Origin of the sequence: Dyella silvatica, from assembly GCF_026283955.1 — a bacterium.
GTDB lineage: Bacteria > Pseudomonadota > Gammaproteobacteria > Xanthomonadales > Rhodanobacteraceae > Dyella_C > Dyella_C silvatica.
In genome coordinates this window covers 12476-30543 of record NZ_JAPDPE010000038.1, presented here as the reverse complement: position 1 = coordinate 30543, position 18068 = coordinate 12476, and the positions used below count along the sequence as shown (strand labels likewise).

The following is an 18068-nucleotide window of genomic DNA, read 5'->3' as shown; positions in this document are numbered from 1 at the left end:
GGCGACGGGGGAGCGGATGGAGCGTTTATCCGGCGCAAGTCTGCTGATATTGGGCTTCGGCGGCGGCTCTTTGTTGCTTGCGGCCGGCGTCGTCCATGATCTTTTGCTGCTTGCCATCCTGGGTGATCAGTGGCGCGCTACCTTTGAGCATCTCAATATTGGCTTGCAGCGTATTGCACAGTTTGCGGCGATTTTCGGGGGTATCGGCCACTGGCGGTTGCGACGAGGTGTTTGGTGCGGGGTCCGGCGAGGCGTTTTCGGCGGATGAAACCGGTGTCGTCAAGGGCATCGCCGAGCCGGTGACTCGCACGGTTTGAGCGCGGATACCCGCCGGCGGGGCTTCTTGGGAGTAGTGCACGGTGCCGCTGCTATCGGTCCATTTGTAGACCTGGGCGGTAGCCAGTGGCGCCAGCAAAAGCAGCGCGACGGCGATCAGCGGACGACGCATGGTGTTCTCCGGTAAGTGGATCAGATCAAGTAGGCCGGGCGGTAGGCCAGACGGCCAGGAATAACGGCACGCTAGTTAACACCTCCCGGGCAACCGGACTCAAGCGCCCAATGGTTTACACTTCGCGCATCCCGTCACGGATTGATTCATGAGCGACAGCACGCCAGTTCGCACGCCGCGGCATCGGGGCATTTACCTGCTGCCCAATTTGTTTACCACCGGCGCCATGTTTGCCGGTTTTTACGCCATTGTCGCCAGTATTGGCGGCAGCTATAGCGAGGCGGCCATCGCGGTGTTCGTCGCGGCTGTGCTCGATGGCATGGATGGCCGGGTGGCCCGGCTTACCGGCACTCAGAGTGAGTTCGGGGTGCAATATGACTCGCTCTCCGACCTGATCAGTTTTGGCTTGGCGCCGTCCTTGGTGATGTACACCTGGTCGTTGTCCAGCCTGAAGGACTACGGCCCGACCTGGGGCAAGATCGGCTGGGCGGCCGCCTTTATCTATGCGGCCTGTGCTGCCTTGCGGCTGGCCCGCTTCAATACCCAGGTCGCGGTGATCGATAAGCAGTATTTCCAGGGCCTGGCCAGCCCGGCGGCCGCCGCGGTATGCATGTCTTTCGTCTGGAGCATGGATAAAGCCGGCGCCATTGGCGAAGAGTTTTGCTTTGTCATGCCGGTGATCGCGGTGGTGGTCGGTTTGCTGATGGTTAGCCGCTTTCGTTATTTCAGCTTCAAGTCGCTGCCGATGGGTGAGCGCGACCGGGTGCCCTTTTTGTGGATGATTGTCGCGGTGCTGGTGTTGGTGCCGTTTTTTGTCGATCCGCCGCGGGTATTGCTGGCGGTCTCGGTGCTTTACATGCTTTCCGGCCCGGTGGTGACCCTGTGGGGCCTGGCAACGCGTCGCCGTCGCCGAGGCAACGGATGAGTGCCGCGCAACCGGTCGTGGCGGGGCAGGCGCATCGCGCCCGCTTGCTGCGCGCGCTGGGCGTCACGCCCTGGGTGCGCCGTCAGGCAGCGGTTGCGCAGGCACTTATCGAGGCGCCGTCGATAGCGGCGGCGCCGGCTGGCGAGTGCGTGGTCTTGCTGCCTGCCGGTGGCTTGCCGCGAGCGCTGGATCTACTCGGCCGGGCGCTATGTGCCTATGGTCCTTCGTTGGCGCGGGCGGCTCGCATCGAGGTCGCTGACGGGCGTCTGCTCAACGTGCCCGAGGCACGGGCCTATTTGGTGTTTGGTCAAGCGCAGGCGCATGCGCTGGGCCGTGAGTTATCGGCCGAGGTGCTTAATCGCGCGCATATCGTGCTGGCCGACGAGCCTGGCGAGGTCCTGAGCTCGGCCGTGGGCAAGCGGCGTTTATGGAGTGCGTTGCGCAGTCTGCGCCGTGCTCTGGCGGTGGCGGGAAGCTAACCGCGTGGCCGCCGTCGCCCGCCCGCAAAGCCAGGTACGTGCCATGCGCCGCGAGGATTTGCCCGAGGTCAGCGCGCTGGAAGCGGCCTCTTACGATTTTCCCTGGACGCCGGGCATCTTCGGCGATTGCTTGAAAGCGGGCCACCCTTGCTGGGTGCTGTGCGTGGATGGCTTGATCGCCGGCTACGGCATTCTGTCGGTGGCGGCGGGTGAGGCGCATGTGCTGAATCTGTGCATCGGCGAGGCTTATCGCGGCATGGGCTTGGGGCGGCATTTGCTGCGCCGGTTGCTGGATATCGCGCGCTGGAATGGGGCGGAGCGGGTGTTTCTGGAGGTGCGGCCGTCGAATCCGATTGCCAAGGTTTTGTATGAGTCGGTTGGCTTTAACGAGATTGGGCGGCGGCCGAATTATTATCCGGCCAAGCAGGGGCGGGAGGACGCTATCGTGATGGCGTTGGAGTTGTTGGCGTCTTGAGTGGTGGGGGTTTTGTGGTTGGAAGGGGGCTTAGGGGCGATGCCATGTCGCTTCGGTGGTTGTTGTGGGTGATCGGCTGATCGCTTGTTTGCGGTTGAGTCGCTAGGTTGTCGCCTGCGGCGGGGTTTCGTCCTCCTGCCGGAGGGCGAGTCACTTTCTCTTGCGTGGCCAAGAGAAAGTAACCCAAGAGAAGGCCATCCCCGCTTGTCGCCCTTCGGGTGCGTGAGGGCTGGCCGGGCTTTTCGACAGGGCTCCTGCCCTGGCGAAAAGGACTCGGCGTCCCTGCCGAGCCCCCTGCGGGCCTTGTCGTCCAGCCCTCACCGACGCACAGGGGCCCCGGACGTCAAAAGCGAGAGCAAGGGCAACATCAAGAGCAGCGTGCGGTGTGCGCTTCAGGCTTGCCTCGTTTGCCCCTCCCCCTACTTGTAGGGGGAGGCTGGGAGGGGGTGAAGGCTTGCGGCCAGGTTGGACATGCACCGCCTCCAATCGCCATCCGGCCACCGCCACGAATCACGCCGCTCAGGCTTGATCGACCAGATTTGCTGTGATGGGATGACGCCACTCCCTTTCCCCCAAAGCAGAGAAAATCATGCCAGACAAGCTCATCGTGGCGGCTGACAGTACGGCAGTGCGGGTGGCGTTGTGGCGGGCTATGCATGCCCAGGTCGATGCGCCACCGCATGTGATCGAGGATGAAATCGGCCTGCAGTTGGCGGCCCCGGACGAAGGCTGGCGGCAACGCCCGGACATGGACGCACAAGCCACCAGCGGCTTTCGCGCAGGCATCGTGGCCCGTGCTCGCTTTATCGAGGATCTGGTCGCCGAACAGAACAGCCACGGCGTCGACCAGTACGTCATTCTCGGCGCTGGCCTGGATACCTTTGTCCAGCGCCGGCCAGAAATAGCCGCCAAGCTGCGGGTTTTCGAGATCGATCAACCCGGCACGCAAGCCTGGAAACGGCAGCGCCTGATCGAGCTCGGCTTCGGTATCCCCGAGCGGCTACAGCTTGTTCCTGTCGACTTTGAAGCAGGCGAATCCTGGCTAGAGAGGCTGGTCGCCGCCGGCTTCAACGCGAGTCGGCCAGCGCTGGTGGCCTCCGCCGGTGTCAGCATGTACCTGACCAGGGAGGCCATTGCAGCCACCCTGCGCCAGATCGCCACCCTCGCCCAGGGCTCCACCCTGGCCATGACCTTTCTGCTGCCCGCCGAACTCGCCCCATCCAGCGAGCGCTCGCAGCAGCAAGCCGTGGAAAAATCCGCGCGCGCATCTGGCACCCCTTTTCTCAGCTTCTTCAGCCCGCCCGACATGCTTGAGCTAGCCCGCCAAGCCGGCTTTCGCCAAAGCCGCCACGTCTCCTCGGCCGACCTTGCCCAACGCTACTTCAGCCATCGAACCGATGGCCTTCGACCACCGGCAAACGGCGAGTCGTTCCTGCTGGCAACGACTTAATCGCAAAGCCGCGAAAGTAAATGTGTGCGACAAGCTCAAACCCCGCCTAACCCTCCCCTGCCAGCAGGGGAGGAAGCAAAGCAGCGCCGCCTGATAACACCAAACCCCACCACCTCAGCGACTGCATGCAGTCGCACCCGAGTGCGCGCACGACGCGCGCTGCTCTTGGGCCCCCTTTGCCGCGGTGAGGCTGGGACGACAGGCCTGCAGGGGCATCGACACGGATGTCGATGCCTTTTTGCCAGGGCAGGAGCCCTGTCGAAAAGCCCGACCCAGCCTCACGCACTCGTAGGGCAGGATGCCCGGAGAGCGCGGCATGGGGGTGGCTTTCTCTTTGGTTACTTTCTCTTGGCCACGCAAGAGAAAGTGACTCGGACTCCGGCAGGAGTTCGAAAGCCCGCCGCAGGCGAGCCAGCTCGCGATATCTCACCCATAAGCGAAAGCCCGCCGCAGGCGAACCAGTTCGCGCTATCACTGCAAGCAAGCGAGAAAGCCCGCCGCAGGCGACCAGCTCGCGACATCACGAGCCAGCGCGCAACACCTAAAAAAGCGGAGGCACAAAAAACAGCCCCCGCCCATAGGCATCACCCCAACTTCTGCGCCTGCTCGCGCAACGCCGAAAGCTGCACATTCCAATCCGTAATACGCTGACGCTCTTGCGTCACCACCTCCGCCGGCGCATTAGCCACGAAATTGGCATTGCCAAGCTTGCCCTCGCACTTCTTGATTTCCGTTTCGATGCGGCCGATCTCCTTAGCCAATCGCGCTTTTTCGGCAGCAAGATCGATCAAGCCCTCCAGCGGAATCAACACCCGTAACGAACCCACCACCGCCGCCGCCGCGGAAGGTTCGTTCGCGCCGGATTCAATCCATTGCGGCGCCTCGACGCGAGCGAGAAAGCTGATCTGCGTAGCAAACTTGGCGACACGCAGGCGATCGTTGGCATCGCCATCGGCCAGCAGCAACGGAATAGTTTTGCCGGGCGCGATGTTCATTTCCGCACGGATGCGGCGGACGCCGCTGAGTACATTCTTGAACCATTCGATTTCGGCGCTGGCCGCATCGTCGGTGGGAATGGACGCAGCATCCGGCCAGGGGCGTTGCAGCAGATTGCTTGCGCTGGACAGGCCCAGCTTGGGGCCGACCGCCTGCCAGATTTCCTCGGTGATAAAGGGGATCAACGGATGCAACGCGCGCAACACGGTTTCCAGCACCACCAGCAAGGTGTGCCGGGTCGAGGCGACAGCGGCGCTGTCGTCGCCGTTCAAGGCGGGTTTGGACAGTTCCAGGAACCAGTCGCAGTATTCGTTCCAGGTGAATTCGTAAAGCGTCTGCGCCAGCAGATCGAAGCGATAAGTGACGAAGTATTGCTCGACTTCAACCAGGGTTTGCTTGAGGCGGGTGAGGATCCAGCGTTCGGCTTCGGTCACGGGGGCGCCGGCCGGTGCGGGGATTTCGCCTTCGGGCAGGTTCATCAACACGAAGCGGGCGGCATTCCACAGCTTGTTGCAAAACGCCTTGTAGCCCTCGGCGCGCTTGATGTCGAAGTTGATCGTGCGGCTGTAGCTGGCCAGTGCCGCAAAGGTGAAGCGCAGTGCGTCGGTGCCGATCGCTGGAATGCCGTCGGGGTAATCCTTGCGGATGCGTTTTTCGACCTTCTCGCGCACCTGCGGAATCAGCAGCGACTTGGTCGATTTTTCCACCAGCGGCTCGCGTTCGATGCCGTCGATCAAATCCAGTGGATCGAGCGTATTGCCCTTGGATTTGGACATCTTCTGGCCTTCGGCATCGCGCACGATGGCGTTGATGTACACCTCGCGGAAGGGTGCCAGGCCGGTGAAATATTTGGTTGCCATGACCATGCGGGCAACCCAGAAGAAGATGATGTCGAAGCCGGTGACTAGCACCGCGCTGGGCAGGAAAACCTTGTCGTTTTCCCAGTTGGCGACGATCTCGCCTTTTTCGTTTTTCACCGGGCCGTTGGCGGGCCAGCCCATGGTCGAGAACGGCCACAGTGCCGAGCTGAACCAGGTGTCGAGCACATCATCGTCTTGGCGCAGTGCGCCTACGGGGGTGGTGCCGGCATGGGCGCGAGCATCGGCTTCGTCGTCGCCGACAAAAATATTGCCAGCCTCGTCGTACCACGCCGGAATGCGGTGGCCCCACCACAGCTGGCGGCTGATGCACCAGTCCTGGATGTTGTCCAGCCATTGCGTATAGGTGGTGCTCCAGTTATCCGGAACGAATTTGATTTCGCCGGAACGGACCGCATCCAGCGCCGGTTCGGTAATCGCCTTGCGGCCGCCTGGACGTCCATCTTTCTGGACGTCGGAGGTAAGGTCGACAAACCATTGGTCGGTCAGCATCGGCTCGATCACCGCATCGGAGCGCTGACTCACCGGCACCTGCAATTTGTGCGGCTTGGTTTCGACCAGCAGGCCGGAGGCTTCCAGGTCGGCGAGCACGGCTTTGCGTGCCTCGTAGCGATCGAGGCCACGATATTTTTCGGGTGCGTTGTCGTTGACCTTGGCGTCGAGGGTGAAAATATCGATCGGGGTCAGGTTGTGGCGCTGGCCGATGGCATAGTCGTTGAAGTCGTGCGCCGGGGTGATCTTGACGCAGCCGGTGCCGAAATCTTTGTCGACGTAGTCGTCGGCAATGATCGGAATCTCGCGACCAGTCAGCGGCAAATGCAGTTGCTTGCCGATCAAGTGCCGATAGCGCTCGTCGTCCGGATGCACGGCCACGGCAACGTCGCCGAGCATGGTTTCCGGACGCGTGGTGGCTACCACCAGGCTGTCGCTGCCATCGGCGGTGAGATAGCGGATCGACCACATGTGGCCGTCGCGTTCGACGTTGTTCACTTCCAGGTCGGACACGGCGGTGCCCAGCACCGGGTCCCAGTTCACCAGGCGATTGCCGCGGTAAATCAGCCCGGCGCGGTACCAGTCGATAAACACTTTGCGCACGGCGGACGAAAGCCCTTCGTCCATGGTGAAGCGCTCACGCGACCAGTCGGCGGCGACACCGAGGCGGCGCATCTGGTTGGTGATGGTCGAACCGGATTCTTCTTTCCACTGCCAGACGCGCTCGATAAACGGCTCGCGACCGAGGTCATGGCGCGTCTTGCCTTCGACGGCAAGCTGGTTCTCGACGATTTTCTGCGTGGCGATGCCGGCGTGATCGGTGCCTACCTGCCATAGCGTGTTGCAGCCACGCATATGGTGATAGCGGGTCAGCATGTCCATCACGGTCTGCTGGAATGCATGCCCCATGTGCAAGGTGCCGGTGACGTTCGGTGGCGGCAACAGAATGCTGTACGGCACGCCATGCCCCGTAGGCCGGAAGTCGCCGCTGGCTTCCCAGCGTGCATACCACTTCGACTCGATTTGGCGGGGCTCGAAACTCTTGTCCATCAGGGGGCTCGCGGTGGCGCGCTGAATGCGGCGAAAGAGCGCAATTGTACGGGGGCCGGGCACAGGCTGCCAAAAAGACGGCGCCGGCCGGGGTCAAGCTCGCCCGGGCCGGCATGGATGCGTGGCTGGGTCAGCCTTGAATCGTGGCGCGGCTCAGGCGATCGAGGGCTCTGGCCACTTGCTGACCGGCAATGCCGGCGGGGTCATCGCCAGGTGTTGTTTGGCCTGCATCTGCGCCATGCGCGTCACCACGGTGAGGAACAGCGCGCAGGCGCCGATGCTGAGCAGGTAATTGAGCATGCTCAGCTGTACGCCCTGGATCAGGCCCGGGATATCCGAGCTGTGCAGTTTGGCGCGGGCGACGAAGAAGCCGACGACCATGCCAAAGAGATTGATGCCAAGCCACAGGCCCCACCACCAGCGCAGCAAACCCGGCGTGGGCAGTTTTCGCCACTGCCGCGGTGCCAGGCTGCCTGCCCAGATTTGCCGCATGGCGCGAAAGGGCATGACCAGCCCGGCAAACGGAATGAAGTACCAACCCACCGCCCAGCCCGGGCTGTCGTCCAGGCCTTGGGCGCCGAGTGCGCGCACGTTGCACGCGGCGCGATAAATCCACATGCCGCCGAAGATGTAGGCGGCGGTGTGGATCAAGGCGAGAAAGCCGGAGGCACTGGCAAACAACCGGTCGCTGAAGTGCGCCGTGCTGCGCATGATGGAGTCTGACGCGTATTGATGGTCGACCAGGCGCTGCAAGGTCCACCACTGGTAGGCCAAGGTAAGCATGGTGATGCCAAGCATGGCGATGGTGGCAATCAGCAAGCCGCGCAGGGGGCGGTTAAGTGAGTCCAGTGGTTGATAGCGGTAGCTGCGCTCGCGCTCCAGTACGCCGTCGCCGCTCAAGGCGCTGACCGGTGCGCTGTATGGATTCTGCTCGCTCATGACGGACCTTCCCCTTGCCGATATCCCCCGGCGTCACTGCCGGGTAGGCGCATCATGCGTCACGGTTTGTCCCTAGAAAAGCCGTGAGAGAAGCCGTGACGCAAGCCATGCCGGTGGCGCTAGTTCGCGCTACGTAATTGGCGTCCGTAGGCATGCACTTCATCGACCAGCACCTTGACATGCTCCGGATCGACTTCGGGAGTGATGCCGTGGCCGAGATTGAACACATGGCCGGGGTGGTTGCCGTAGCTGTCGAGCACGGCACGGGCTTCGCGGCGAATGACGTCGGGGTTGGCGCGCAGCACCGAAGGGTCGAGGTTGCCTTGCAGCGAGACGCGCCCGCCGACCGCTTCGCGGGCATCCTTGAGATCGATGGTCCAGTCCACGCCCAGGCCGGTGCAGCCGGTGTCGGCCAGCGCGGCGAGCTGGCGGTGCGCCCCCTTGGAGAACAGGATGACCGGCAGTTCGCGGCTATGCGCATCGGCTTTCAACAAGTCGACGACTTGCGCCATATAGCGCAGCGAGAATTCGCGGAACGACGCCGGGCCGAGCAAACCGCCCCAGGTATCGAACACCATCAGCGCCTGCGCACCGGCGGCGGCCTGGGCGATCAGGTAAGCCGCTACCGATCGGGCCAGGGTGTCGAGCAGCTTGTGTGCCAGCGCCGGTTCGTTCCAGCACATCGCCTTGAGCGTGGCGAAATCGCGCGAGCCCTGGCCTTCGACCATGTAGCAGGCCAGGGTCCAGGGGCTACCGGAGAAGCCGATCAGCGGCACCCTGCCATGCAGCTCCTGGCGGATCAGCCGCAGCGCATCCATCACGTAGCGCAGCTCGCCGTCCATGTCGGGCACGCTCAGGCGCTCGATCTCGGCCTTGCTGCGTACCGGCCGGGCGAACTGCGGGCCTTCGCCCTGGGCGAACGACAGCCCCAGGCCCATGGCGTCGGGGATGGTGAGAATATCGGAGAACAGAATCGCCGCATCGAGATCGAAGCGCTCCAGCGGCTGCAGGGTGACTTCGCAAGCCAGCTGCGGGTTTTGCGCCAGCGCCATGAAGTGGCCAGCGCGCTCGCGGGTGGCGCGGTACTCCGGCAGATAGCGGCCGGCCTGGCGCATCACCCAAATGGGCGTGGTGTCGGTGGGTTCGCGGCGCAGGGCGCGCAGAAAGCGATCGTTTTTCAGTGCGTCGGGCTTGCTTGAATCAGTCATATCAACGTCCATGCGGGCCGTCCATGCCCTGGCTAAACATCACGCGAAAACCGCGTTTGATTTGTGCATCGCGCGCCTTCTCGAACGCGGCAATGGCATCGTCGCGTTCCAGGTATTGGTCGCGCTTGAGGGTGGCGCGGCCCCCTTGGACTCCGCTTTCGCGGTAAAGCGTCCAGCCGCCGAGCAAATCCTGCTCAAGCACGATCTGGACATAACGTGGCGCTTCGCTAGCGGCAGGCACGGTTTGCAAGTAGGTGCGCATGAACTCGGTTTTTAGGGCGGCACAAGGTGCTGCGAACGGGCCATTCTAGAAGGCCGGCGAAGCAGTAGCGAGCCTGCCGATGTCGCAGGCAGCCCGGCGGCGCCGGTTTTACTCGCCGGGGCCGCTTGGCCGGTCTTCGCGGGCGCTCAATAAGCGGAACCGGTCGTGCTCTAAGACGTAGCGATAAAGGCCGTGGCCGTGTTCGTCACGGCTGCCGGCGACGATCAGCAAACGGCTGTCCTGGCGAAAATCTAAGGGCGGGATATCGGTGTCGAAGCCGTTGTCATCCACGCCCTGGCTGACGCTAAAAGGCAGCCAATCGACCTGCCCGGTGTCGGCGTCCAGGGCGAACACCATGATGCAGCTGGCGCCGCAGCCGATGGCCGTGAGGATGTAGTGGCCGGCGAAATTCACCCGGCCGGTGCTGGCGGCCTCGCCGATGCGGCTTCGGTAGAGCCGGTCCTGGGCCGTGCGCAAGAGCGGCCTGGCTGCGATGCCGCGGTGATGCGTGGTGGCGCGATAGTCCGCGAAATCCGCTTGTTTGCGTTCTTCAGCGTGGCTGGCGGCCACCCATGCCAGTGCCAACAAGGCCATCAGGCGCATCATCGGTGCTGCTTCCTTGAGCGATAGGGTGCGGCGTTACCGGGTGTTTTCGCGCAGCACGGCCAGTACCTGGGCCTCGTCCACCCCGCTGACGATTTCGGCCTGGCCGATGCCGCGCCATAGAATCAGCCGCAGCGTGCCCGCCAGGTTCTTTTTGTCCAGGTGCATCAGCGCCAGCAAAGCTTGCGCTTGCATGCCGGGCGGGATGGTCGTGGGCAGGCTTAGTTGTTGCAGCAGCCGCTGCAAGCGGGCGGTGTCGGCGGCGCCACTCATGCCCAGGCGCTCGGACAGCCTGGCCGCCAGCAACATGCCGATGGCCACGCCTTCGCCGTGCAGCAGCGCGGTGTATTTGCCGGCCGTTTCCAGCGCATGGCCAAAGCTATGGCCGAGGTTGAGTAGCGCACGTTCGCCTTGCTCGGTTTCGTCGCGTGCGACCACGCCGGCCTTGTAGCGCACCTTGCGCGCAATGGCTTCGATCAGGGTGGCTGTGTCGCGTGCGGCCAAGGCATCGGCGTGCTGCTCCAGCCAGTGGAAGAACTCGATATCGCCGATGGCCGCGCCTTTCACCACTTCGGCCAGGCCGGCGCAGTATTCGCGCTGGGGCAGGCTGGCGAGGGTGTCGATGTCGGCAATCACCGCGCGCGGTTGATGAAACGCACCGACCAGGTTTTTGCCTGCCGGAAGGTTGACCCCGGTTTTGCCGCCGACCGAGGAATCGACCATCGCCAATAAGGTCGTCGGCATCTGGATGAAATCGATGCCGCGCATCCAGCAGGCCGCGGTAAAGCCGGCGAGGTCGCCGACCACGCCGCCACCCAGGGCGATGATGCAGGCGTCACGGGTGGCGCCCAGTTGGGCCAGGGCAGTCAGCGCGTGGCCGACATTGGCGAAGGTTTTGTGGGCTTCGCCGTCGTCGATCAAAAACGACGATGCCTGCAGGCCATCCAGCCCGGCCATGACGCGGTCCAGATAAAGCGGCGCGACGGTGCGATTGCTGATCACCAGCACGTGGCGTCCGCGCAAGGCGTGGCGCCAGTGGCCGGGGTCGCCAAGCAAGCCCTGGCCGATCGATACCGGATAGCTGCGTGCGCCGAGTACGACGTCGATGTGGCGAGTGCTGTGGGCGGTGGCGGTGGTCATGCGTTGGTTCCTAGGCGGACGCGGTCTGGCGCTGCCAATGTTGATCGATCAGGGCGATGCTGCGCGTGCTGGCGGTGCTGACCCCTTCATGCTCGCCGGGAATGGCCAGATCGGCGATCTCGCGGTAAAGCGGTGCGCGAATCTGCGCCATCGCTTCGAGCTTGCCGCGACGATCATCGCCAGCCAGCAACGGCCGGCGGGTGTCGTGCGCCAGCCGTTCAAGCTGTTGTTCGACGCTGGCCTGCAGCCAGATGACATAGCCGCGTTCGATCAGGTGTTTGCGGTTAAGCGGATCGAGCACCGCGCCCGCGCCGGTGGCCAGCAATACCCCATGGCGCTGGCTGCACTCGTCGAGCAGGGCGCTTTCGCGCAGCCGAAAGCCGGCCTCGCCTTCGATCTCGAAGACCGTGTGCACGCTGACGCCGCAGTGTTGTTCGATTTCCTGATCGAGATCGACAAAGCTCAGACCATAATGCGAGGGATTCATGCGTGAACTTTAGCAGTAGAAAAGATCAGGCCCAAAAAGATCAAACCGGCGCCGATCGGGCCCAGCGTGTGCTGTTGGCGGGCTGTGGCGATCTGGGTCAGCGCGTGGCGCAGCGGCTGCTGGCGCAAGGCACCGAGGTATGGGCTTTGCGCCGGCAGCCACCGGCGATGGACGACAGCGGCATACGCTGGCTGGCGGCTGACCTGACCCGGCCCGATACGCTGCGCGATGTGCCCGCTGGTTTCACCGCGGTGGTTTATTTGCCGACGCCGGCAGCGCGTGACGAGGCGGCTTATCGCGCGGTCTTTGTCGACGGTTTGCGTCATTTGCTGGCTGCCCTCGACCGCACGGCGCTGCGGCGTTTTCTGTTGGTTTCATCGAGCGCGGTGTACGGCGAACACGGCAATGACTGGGTCGACGAACAGACGCCGCCGGCGCCGCTGGGATTCAATGGCAGCGTATTGCTCGAGGCGGAACGCTGGCTGGCCGAGCAAGCCGTGAGCTCGGTGGTCTTGCGCCTTTCGGGTTTGTACGGGCCCGGGCGTTTGCAACTGCTGGAGCGCGTGCGTGCAGGTCAGCTACGCGTACCGCGAGACACGCTGCACTGGGCCAATCGGATGCACATCGACGATGCCGCCGCGGCCATCGTGCATCTGCTCGATCTGGCCCAACCCTCGCCGCTGTACCTGGGCACGGATAACACACCGTTACCGCTGGATGTGCTGTATGACCACCTGGCTGGTCTGCTCAACGCGCCATTGCCGCCAGCGGGGCCGGCACCGCCAGGAGTGGGTAGCAAGCGTTTGCGCAATCAACGTCTGCGCGACAGTGGATTCGTGCCGCGCTGGCCGGATGCCCGCGAAGGCTACGCCGCCTTGCTTGCCACCGATGCTTGAGCGCGGGCTTGGCGATCGCTGCTCGGTGTGCGTCGGTCGCGGCTTGTGGCGATGCAGTGGCTGTCTGCGATACTCCGCCGACACGACTAGCGGGGGATGCCATGACGGCTGAGCGGGCGGTGTTGCAACAGCGATTTCAGCAGATGGCCGATGATGAGCTGCTTCGGCGATACGTTTCGGGCGACATGACTGAGCTGGCCCTGCAGGTCGCGCGCGATGAATTGATTTCACGCGAGGTAGCCTTGCCGCTAGCTGAGCCTGCTCGGGATGAGCTGGATAGAGGCGACAGGCGTCGTGGCGATGTGGTTTGCCTGACCCGGTTCCTGGTGCCCACCGAGGCGCATATTCTTTGCGCGAGGTTGAATGCCGAGGGTATTGCGACCGTCGCCGGGGAGGCGAATCTATTGCAGGCCAACCCCTTTTTGACCCAGGCGGTCGGTGGCGTGCGGGTGCTGGTCTACGAGGCCGACTTGGCTCGTGCCCGGGAGATTTTTCAGGCCTTCCAGCGCGGCGACTTTGCCTTGAGCGAGGATGAGCCAGCGTAGCCTGCGCCAAGTGGGGCATCGCCAGGCTCAACTCAAGCCCGATAAGCCACGACGCATGGCAGATGCCCAAGGCAGGCCGGTGTGGGAGCATCGTTGCTCCTTGACGAACCAGTGGAGTGACATATGGCTATGCGCATTCAGCCGCACCTGGTCAGCACCAGCAATGAAATCCCCGGTTACCGCATCGTGCGTCCGCTGGGTATCGTGCGCGGCATTACGGTGCGCTCGCGCAGCGTGATCGGCAATATCGGCGCGGCGCTGCAAACCCTGGTCGGCGGCAATATTTCGATTTACACCGAGCTGTGCGAAAAGGCCCGCGAAGAAGCCTTTGAACTGATGCTGCAGCATGCCGCCGAACACGGTGCCAACGCGGTGATCGCGATGCGCTACGACGCCAACGATGTCGCCGAAGGCGTCACCGAGGTTCTTGCCTACGGCACCGCCGTGCAGGTCGAGCCGGTCAGCTGACGGCGGCGCCGGGTTTCCCCGGCCCATGGCATGCCGCAACGCGGCTTGTATGCGGGCTTGAAGCGGGCTCAGACTGGCCGCTTCAGGGGGAAGCGCGCCGCGCCGCTCGTGCGGTCATTGCAGAGGATTGCGTCATGTCGGTAGCCAAGGTTATTGAGATCACGGCATCGTCTGGCAAGAGCATCGATGATGCGGTCAAGAAGGGGCTGAGCAAGACGGCCGAGTCGGTGAAAAATATCAAGGGTGCGTGGATTAGCGACATCAAGGTCGCTACTCGTGACGACGGCACGATTACCGAATGGCGTGTCGGTATGCACGTGAGCTTCGTGGTGAAGTAAGCCGTCTTGCCCCTCTCTCTGCCGTTGCGGAGAGAGGGGCCATCCCAGTGCTCAGCGTATAAGCCAGCGTTAGGCGTGACTGATTCCGGTCACGTGGCGCTGGTCGTCGTATTCCACGCAGGTATCGGCGACGGCCGGCAAGGTTGCCAGGGCGTGTCGGCTCAGCCGTTCGAAATGGGCGAGGAATCGCAGCATGGCGCTGGCGTCCATGGCCAAGGGGGCGTGCCGGGCCAGCAGCTCTTCTTCTTGTTGGCTGCGCCATTGCCGTATCACATCCCAATTCGGCGCTTGCAGCACGATCAGCGCATCGAGCTTGCGCCATAGCGGTTGGTAGCCGCGCAGTTGCTTATTGACCCAGTGGCGCCAGTCGCCGTCGGGATCCTCGCGGTATTCCAGCTCGTTCACCGGTGCCTGCAACGCCGCCTGCAGTTGCGGGCGTATACCCAGCGCCCAGCCTTCCAGGATCACCAGCCGTGGCGGCCGGGTGATGCGCGGCCAGCGCGAGGGCGGGGTGCGGGTATCGCGTCCCTTGTCGAAGCGCGGGTAGCTCACCGGCAATTTGTCGGAGGCATGCGGCAGCGCCGCCAACACCGACAGCAACAGCTCGATCTCGTGGGTGCCCGGCACACCGCGGGTGCGCAGCAGGGGGTGGATCTGCTGGGCCAGCAGCTCACGCTCGCTGCGGGCGTAATAGAAGTCGTCCAGGGAAAGCACTTCGGTCGGCCAGCCGCGTTTCTCGGCCTGGGCCTTCATCTCGCGAGCCAGCGTGCTCTTGCCACTGCCTTGCAGCCCGGACAGGCCCAGCACATAGGGGCGTCTGGCGCGGGCGATGCGTCCGGCGTATTGATCGAGCAGGTGTTCGGCCAAGGCCGAATGCTGCGTGCTAGCATCGTTATTCATGCCCGCCATGATGGCGCGCGACGGCCACGATTCAAGAGTTTATGTTGAACCACGAGATCCTCCAGACCTTTTTGCAATTGCTAGACGAGGCCCGCACCAGCGGCGACCCCGAACCTACCGCGATGAATCTGTCTACCGTCGGCAGTGATGGCCGGGTGAGTTCGCGCATCGTACTGCTGAAGGGGGCCGATGAGCGCGGCTTTCGTTTTTTTACCAATTACGAGAGCGACAAAGGCGGCCAACTCGACGCCCACCCTCAGGTAGCGTTGTGTTTTCACTGGAAGCAGCTGCACCAGGGGGTGCAGGTGCGGATCGAGGGGGCGACACGCAAATTGCTGGCGGAAGAATCAGACGCCTACTTCGCCAGCCGGGCACGGCAAAGCCAGATCGGCGCCTGGGCTTCGCTGCAATCGCAGACGCTGCCCGACCGCGATAGCTTCGAGCAGCGCGTGGCGCAGTATGAAAAAGAATTCGCCGGGCGCGAAGTAACGCGGCCGCCGCAGTGGGGCGGTTACGTGGTCGAGCCCGATACGCTGGAGTTCTGGTACGGCGCCGAATACCGCCTGCATGAGCGGGTGCGCTGGAGCCGGCACGGACAGACCTGGACGCATCGGTTGCTGTATCCGTGAGCCGGTCCGCGAGCAGCGCATGAGCGACCACGACCCGCAGCGCAGTGTCTGCATGACCGAAGAGCCGACCGAGACGCTTTATGCGCTCGGCGAAGAGCATCGCATTGTCGGCATTTCGGGTTTTACCGTGCGGCCCGCGCGGGCGCGCAAGGAAAAACCCAAGGTTTCCGCCTTCACCAGCGCGAAGATCGACGAAATCCTCAAGCTGCAGCCCGACCTGGCGATCGGCTTTTCGGATATCCAGGCCGATATCGCGCGTGAGCTGATCAAGGCGGGTGTCGAGGTGTGGATCAGCAATCATCGCAGCGTCGACGGCATTCTTGCCTACATCCGCCGGCTCGGCGCGATGGTCGGCGCCGCCGACAAGGCGGAGGCTTATGCGCAGCAGGCCGAGCAGCACCTTGCCGAGGTGCGTGCCGCCGCGGCGCGGTTGCCGCGCCGGCCCAAGGTGTATTTCGAAGAATGGGACGACCCCTTCATCACCGGCATTCGCTGGGTTGCCGAGCTGGTCGGCCTTGCCGGCGGCGACGATATTTTTCCCGCGCAGGCGCTGGAGCCGTTGGCGAAGCATCGCATTTTGCCGAATGGCGACGAGGTGATCCGCCGCGCCCCCGACATTATTTTCGGCTCATGGTGCGGCAAGCGCTTTCGTTCCGAGCGGGTAGCGGCACGACCGGGTTGGGAGACTATCCCGGCGGTGCGCAACGGCGATCTCTACGAGATCAAGTCGCCGATCATCCTGCAGCCGGGGCCGGCGGCGTTGTTCGATGGGCTTGATGCGATTCACGCGGTGATCGCCGCATGGGCGGCGCGCAGCGCGTGATCTTTCCGCTCCCATGGCTTGCCATGGAGGGCTAGGTCATGGGCCGCTAGTTAGCCGGTCAATGCCCATGCCGTACCGAGGTTGGTCAACGGCGACGCCAGCAGAATACGCGCCAGCATCAGCGCCACCATGACCGCCCAGGGCGAGAAATCCAGCCCGCCGATGACCAGCTTGCCGCGCAAGGGACGCAGCAAGGGTTCGACCAGGCTGCCCATCAAGCGCAAGACCGGCTGGCGGCGATCGACCTGGAACAGGCTCATCAGCGACCAGGCAAAGATCAGCACCAGGTAAAACACCAGCACAAAATCGAGCAAGTCGGCCAGCGACAGCAACAGCAGGCCCAGCGGGTGCGGCAGGATACTGAGCACGGCGAACAGCATGAAGCGCTTGAGCAGCATCAATAGCCACGCCACCAGCAATGCCGACAGATTGATCCGGCGCCAGTTCGGCAGCACCCGCCGCAACGGCGCCAGTACCGGATTGGTATAGCGATAAACGAACTGGCTCAGCGGATTGTTGAAATCGGCCCGACAGGCTTCCGCCAGCAGGCGCAACACAAACAAGGTAGCCAGTGCGCTAAACACCAGCTCGAGCAGAAACGACAAGGCGTTTAGCAGGTAAATCATGTGGCATCGTCCAGGCTGGCCGCGAGGTCTTCACCGCGGCGGGTGGCTGCGGCAACGGCACGGGAGACGATGCGCTGCAAGCCATCGGCCTGGAAGCTTTCCAGCGCTGCCTGGGTGGTGCCGTTGGGCGAGGTAACCCGCTTGCGCAATTCGCCGGGGTCTTCACCGCTTTCGACCAGCATGCGACCGGCGCCGAGACAGGTTTGCGCAGCCAGCGCGCGGGCGCTGTCGCGGGACATGCCCTGGGCCACGGCGGCGTCTTCCAGGGCTTCGACCAGGGCAAAGAAATAGGCCGGGCCGGAACCCGATAGCGCGGTGACGGTGTCCATTAGTGACTCGTCGTCGATCCAGCGAGTCAGTCCGACGGCGTCCAGGATCCGTTGCGCCTGCGCCCGTTGCGGCGGGCTTACCCGGTGATTCGCGCACAGACCGGTGGCGCCGGCGCCGATCAGTGCCGGGGTATTGGGCATGCAGCGCACGATGGGCATGGCGCCAAACCAGCGCTCCAGCTGATCGATGCGCACACCGGCGGCAATCGAGATCAGCATGGGCCGGTTGCGCTGCAAGGTATCGCGCAACTCCATGTGGATGGCCGGCATGATTTGCGGCTTCACCGCTAGCAACAACACCTCGGCATCGGCCGCGGCCAGGCGGTTTTCGGGGTAGCAGGCGACGCCGAACTCACGGCCTAGTTCTTGCCGGGCGTCGGCGCGCGGCTCGGCCACGCTGATGGCAGAGGCTGACAGGCCGGTTTTCAACAGGCCGCCGATCAGGCTACGGGCCATATTGCCGCCGCCGATAAAAGCGATACGTGTCATAGGGAACGGGCTCTCCAACAATCCAGAGCGCTACCTTACCGGAGCCGGGGCTGGCGATGAGCTTTTGCGATACCCGCAGCGCTATCTAAGGCGCGGCCAGAGGCCGGCTGAGGCCGGTCGGCTTGCGCGGCAACCGGTGCCGGCAAGATTCCAAACCTCGCTTCTGCAAACTGCGTCCGCACTTTCGTCATGT

21 protein-coding genes are annotated in these 18068 nt (G+C 63.7%); 10 read left to right on the top strand and 11 right to left on the bottom strand.

Annotated elements, in window-relative coordinates; genetic code table 11:
- Positions 1-25: 25 nt before the first annotated feature.
- Positions 26-448 (bottom strand): DUF4124 domain-containing protein, encoded by a 423-nt coding sequence (locus tag OUZ52_RS09630; RefSeq protein WP_266158172.1) that lies wholly within the window; start codon positions 446-448, stop codon positions 26-28.
- A gap of 148 nt (positions 449-596) precedes the next feature.
- Here OUZ52_RS09630 and pssA point away from each other — a divergent pair, with 148 nt between their 5' ends.
- The 4 genes from pssA to OUZ52_RS09610 all read left to right on the top strand — a co-directional run bounded on the left by pssA (position 597) and on the right by OUZ52_RS09610 (position 3777).
- Positions 597-1373, top strand: coding sequence for a CDP-diacylglycerol--serine O-phosphatidyltransferase (pssA, locus tag OUZ52_RS09625; protein WP_266158171.1), 777 nt, complete (start codon positions 597-599; stop codon positions 1371-1373).
- Positions 1370-1852, top strand: coding sequence for a hypothetical protein (locus OUZ52_RS09620; RefSeq protein WP_266158170.1), 483 nt, complete (start codon positions 1370-1372; stop codon positions 1850-1852). Before pssA ends, OUZ52_RS09620 begins: the two co-directional genes overlap by 4 nt.
- A 4-nt stretch (positions 1853-1856) precedes the next feature.
- Positions 1857-2327, top strand: a complete 471-nt coding sequence (gene rimI / locus OUZ52_RS09615) for a ribosomal protein S18-alanine N-acetyltransferase (RefSeq protein WP_266158169.1) — start codon at positions 1857-1859, stop codon at positions 2325-2327.
- Between the two features lie 589 nt (positions 2328-2916).
- Positions 2917-3777: a class I SAM-dependent methyltransferase gene (locus OUZ52_RS09610; protein WP_266158168.1), complete on the top strand. Its 861-nt coding sequence runs from the start codon at positions 2917-2919 to the stop codon at positions 3775-3777.
- Between the two features lie 584 nt (positions 3778-4361).
- Here the strand turns inward: OUZ52_RS09610 and OUZ52_RS09605 are convergent.
- From OUZ52_RS09605 to OUZ52_RS09575, 7 genes are all read right to left on the bottom strand, one after another.
- On the bottom strand, positions 4362-7193 hold the full coding sequence (locus tag OUZ52_RS09605; protein ID WP_266158167.1) for a valine--tRNA ligase: 2832 nt from the start codon (positions 7191-7193) through the stop codon (positions 4362-4364).
- A 153-nt stretch (positions 7194-7346) separates the two neighbouring features.
- Positions 7347-8132, bottom strand: a complete 786-nt coding sequence (locus OUZ52_RS09600) for a DUF4328 domain-containing protein (protein WP_266158166.1) — start codon at positions 8130-8132, stop codon at positions 7347-7349.
- Positions 8133-8251: 119 nt separating this feature from the next.
- The gene (hemE, locus tag OUZ52_RS09595; protein ID WP_266158165.1) at positions 8252-9340 is read right to left on the bottom strand and encodes a uroporphyrinogen decarboxylase; all 1089 of its coding nucleotides are present in this window, start codon (positions 9338-9340) and stop codon (positions 8252-8254) included.
- 1 nt (position 9341) lies between these two features.
- Positions 9342-9602, bottom strand: a complete 261-nt coding sequence (locus OUZ52_RS09590) for a WGR domain-containing protein (RefSeq protein ID WP_266158164.1) — start codon at positions 9600-9602, stop codon at positions 9342-9344.
- A 108-nt stretch (positions 9603-9710) separates the two neighbouring features.
- On the bottom strand, positions 9711-10208 hold the full coding sequence (locus tag OUZ52_RS09585; RefSeq protein WP_266158163.1) for a hypothetical protein: 498 nt from the start codon (positions 10206-10208) through the stop codon (positions 9711-9713).
- 33 nt (positions 10209-10241) lie between these two features.
- Positions 10242-11345, bottom strand: a complete 1104-nt coding sequence (aroB, locus tag OUZ52_RS09580) for a 3-dehydroquinate synthase (RefSeq protein WP_266158162.1) — start codon at positions 11343-11345, stop codon at positions 10242-10244.
- Positions 11346-11355: 10 nt separating this feature from the next.
- A complete protein-coding gene (locus OUZ52_RS09575) occupies positions 11356-11832 on the bottom strand; it encodes a shikimate kinase (protein WP_266158161.1) in 477 nt (158 codons plus the stop codon).
- A 2-nt stretch (positions 11833-11834) separates the two neighbouring features.
- On the opposite strand from OUZ52_RS09575, the gene OUZ52_RS09570 reads away from it, so the two are divergent.
- The 4 genes from OUZ52_RS09570 to OUZ52_RS09555 all read left to right on the top strand — a co-directional run bounded on the left by OUZ52_RS09570 (position 11835) and on the right by OUZ52_RS09555 (position 14079).
- Entirely contained in the window at positions 11835-12728 is an 894-nt protein-coding gene (locus OUZ52_RS09570; RefSeq protein WP_266158160.1) for an NAD-dependent epimerase/dehydratase family protein, read from the top strand.
- Between the two features lie 101 nt (positions 12729-12829).
- Complete coding sequence (locus OUZ52_RS09565; protein WP_266158159.1) at positions 12830-13273, top strand: putative signal transducing protein; 444 nt, start codon at positions 12830-12832, stop codon at positions 13271-13273.
- Positions 13274-13396: 123 nt separating this feature from the next.
- Positions 13397-13741, top strand: a complete 345-nt coding sequence (locus OUZ52_RS09560; RefSeq protein ID WP_266158158.1) for a YbjQ family protein — start codon at positions 13397-13399, stop codon at positions 13739-13741.
- Between the two features lie 134 nt (positions 13742-13875).
- Complete coding sequence (locus OUZ52_RS09555) at positions 13876-14079, top strand: dodecin family protein (protein WP_266158157.1); 204 nt, start codon at positions 13876-13878, stop codon at positions 14077-14079.
- Between the two features lie 69 nt (positions 14080-14148).
- Here OUZ52_RS09555 and OUZ52_RS09550 read toward each other — a convergent pair whose 3' ends face one another.
- The gene (locus OUZ52_RS09550; RefSeq protein ID WP_266158156.1) at positions 14149-14979 is read right to left on the bottom strand and encodes a kinase; all 831 of its coding nucleotides are present in this window, start codon (positions 14977-14979) and stop codon (positions 14149-14151) included.
- A 41-nt stretch (positions 14980-15020) separates the two neighbouring features.
- Here OUZ52_RS09550 and pdxH point away from each other — a divergent pair, with 41 nt between their 5' ends.
- Both pdxH and OUZ52_RS09540 read left to right on the top strand, forming a co-directional pair.
- Entirely contained in the window at positions 15021-15608 is a 588-nt protein-coding gene (pdxH, locus tag OUZ52_RS09545; RefSeq protein ID WP_266158155.1) for a pyridoxamine 5'-phosphate oxidase, read from the top strand.
- A gap of 19 nt (positions 15609-15627) precedes the next feature.
- Complete coding sequence (locus OUZ52_RS09540; RefSeq protein ID WP_266158154.1) at positions 15628-16431, top strand: ABC transporter substrate-binding protein; 804 nt, start codon at positions 15628-15630, stop codon at positions 16429-16431.
- 50 nt (positions 16432-16481) lie between these two features.
- Here the strand turns inward: OUZ52_RS09540 and OUZ52_RS09535 are convergent, their stop codons facing one another.
- Both OUZ52_RS09535 and proC read right to left on the bottom strand, forming a co-directional pair.
- Entirely contained in the window at positions 16482-17057 is a 576-nt protein-coding gene (locus OUZ52_RS09535) for a YggT family protein (protein WP_266158153.1), read from the bottom strand.
- Complete coding sequence (gene proC, locus OUZ52_RS09530; RefSeq protein WP_266158152.1) at positions 17054-17875, bottom strand: pyrroline-5-carboxylate reductase; 822 nt, start codon at positions 17873-17875, stop codon at positions 17054-17056. The genes OUZ52_RS09535 and proC overlap by 4 nt, the downstream gene beginning before the upstream one ends.
- Positions 17876-18068 lie beyond the last annotated feature (193 nt).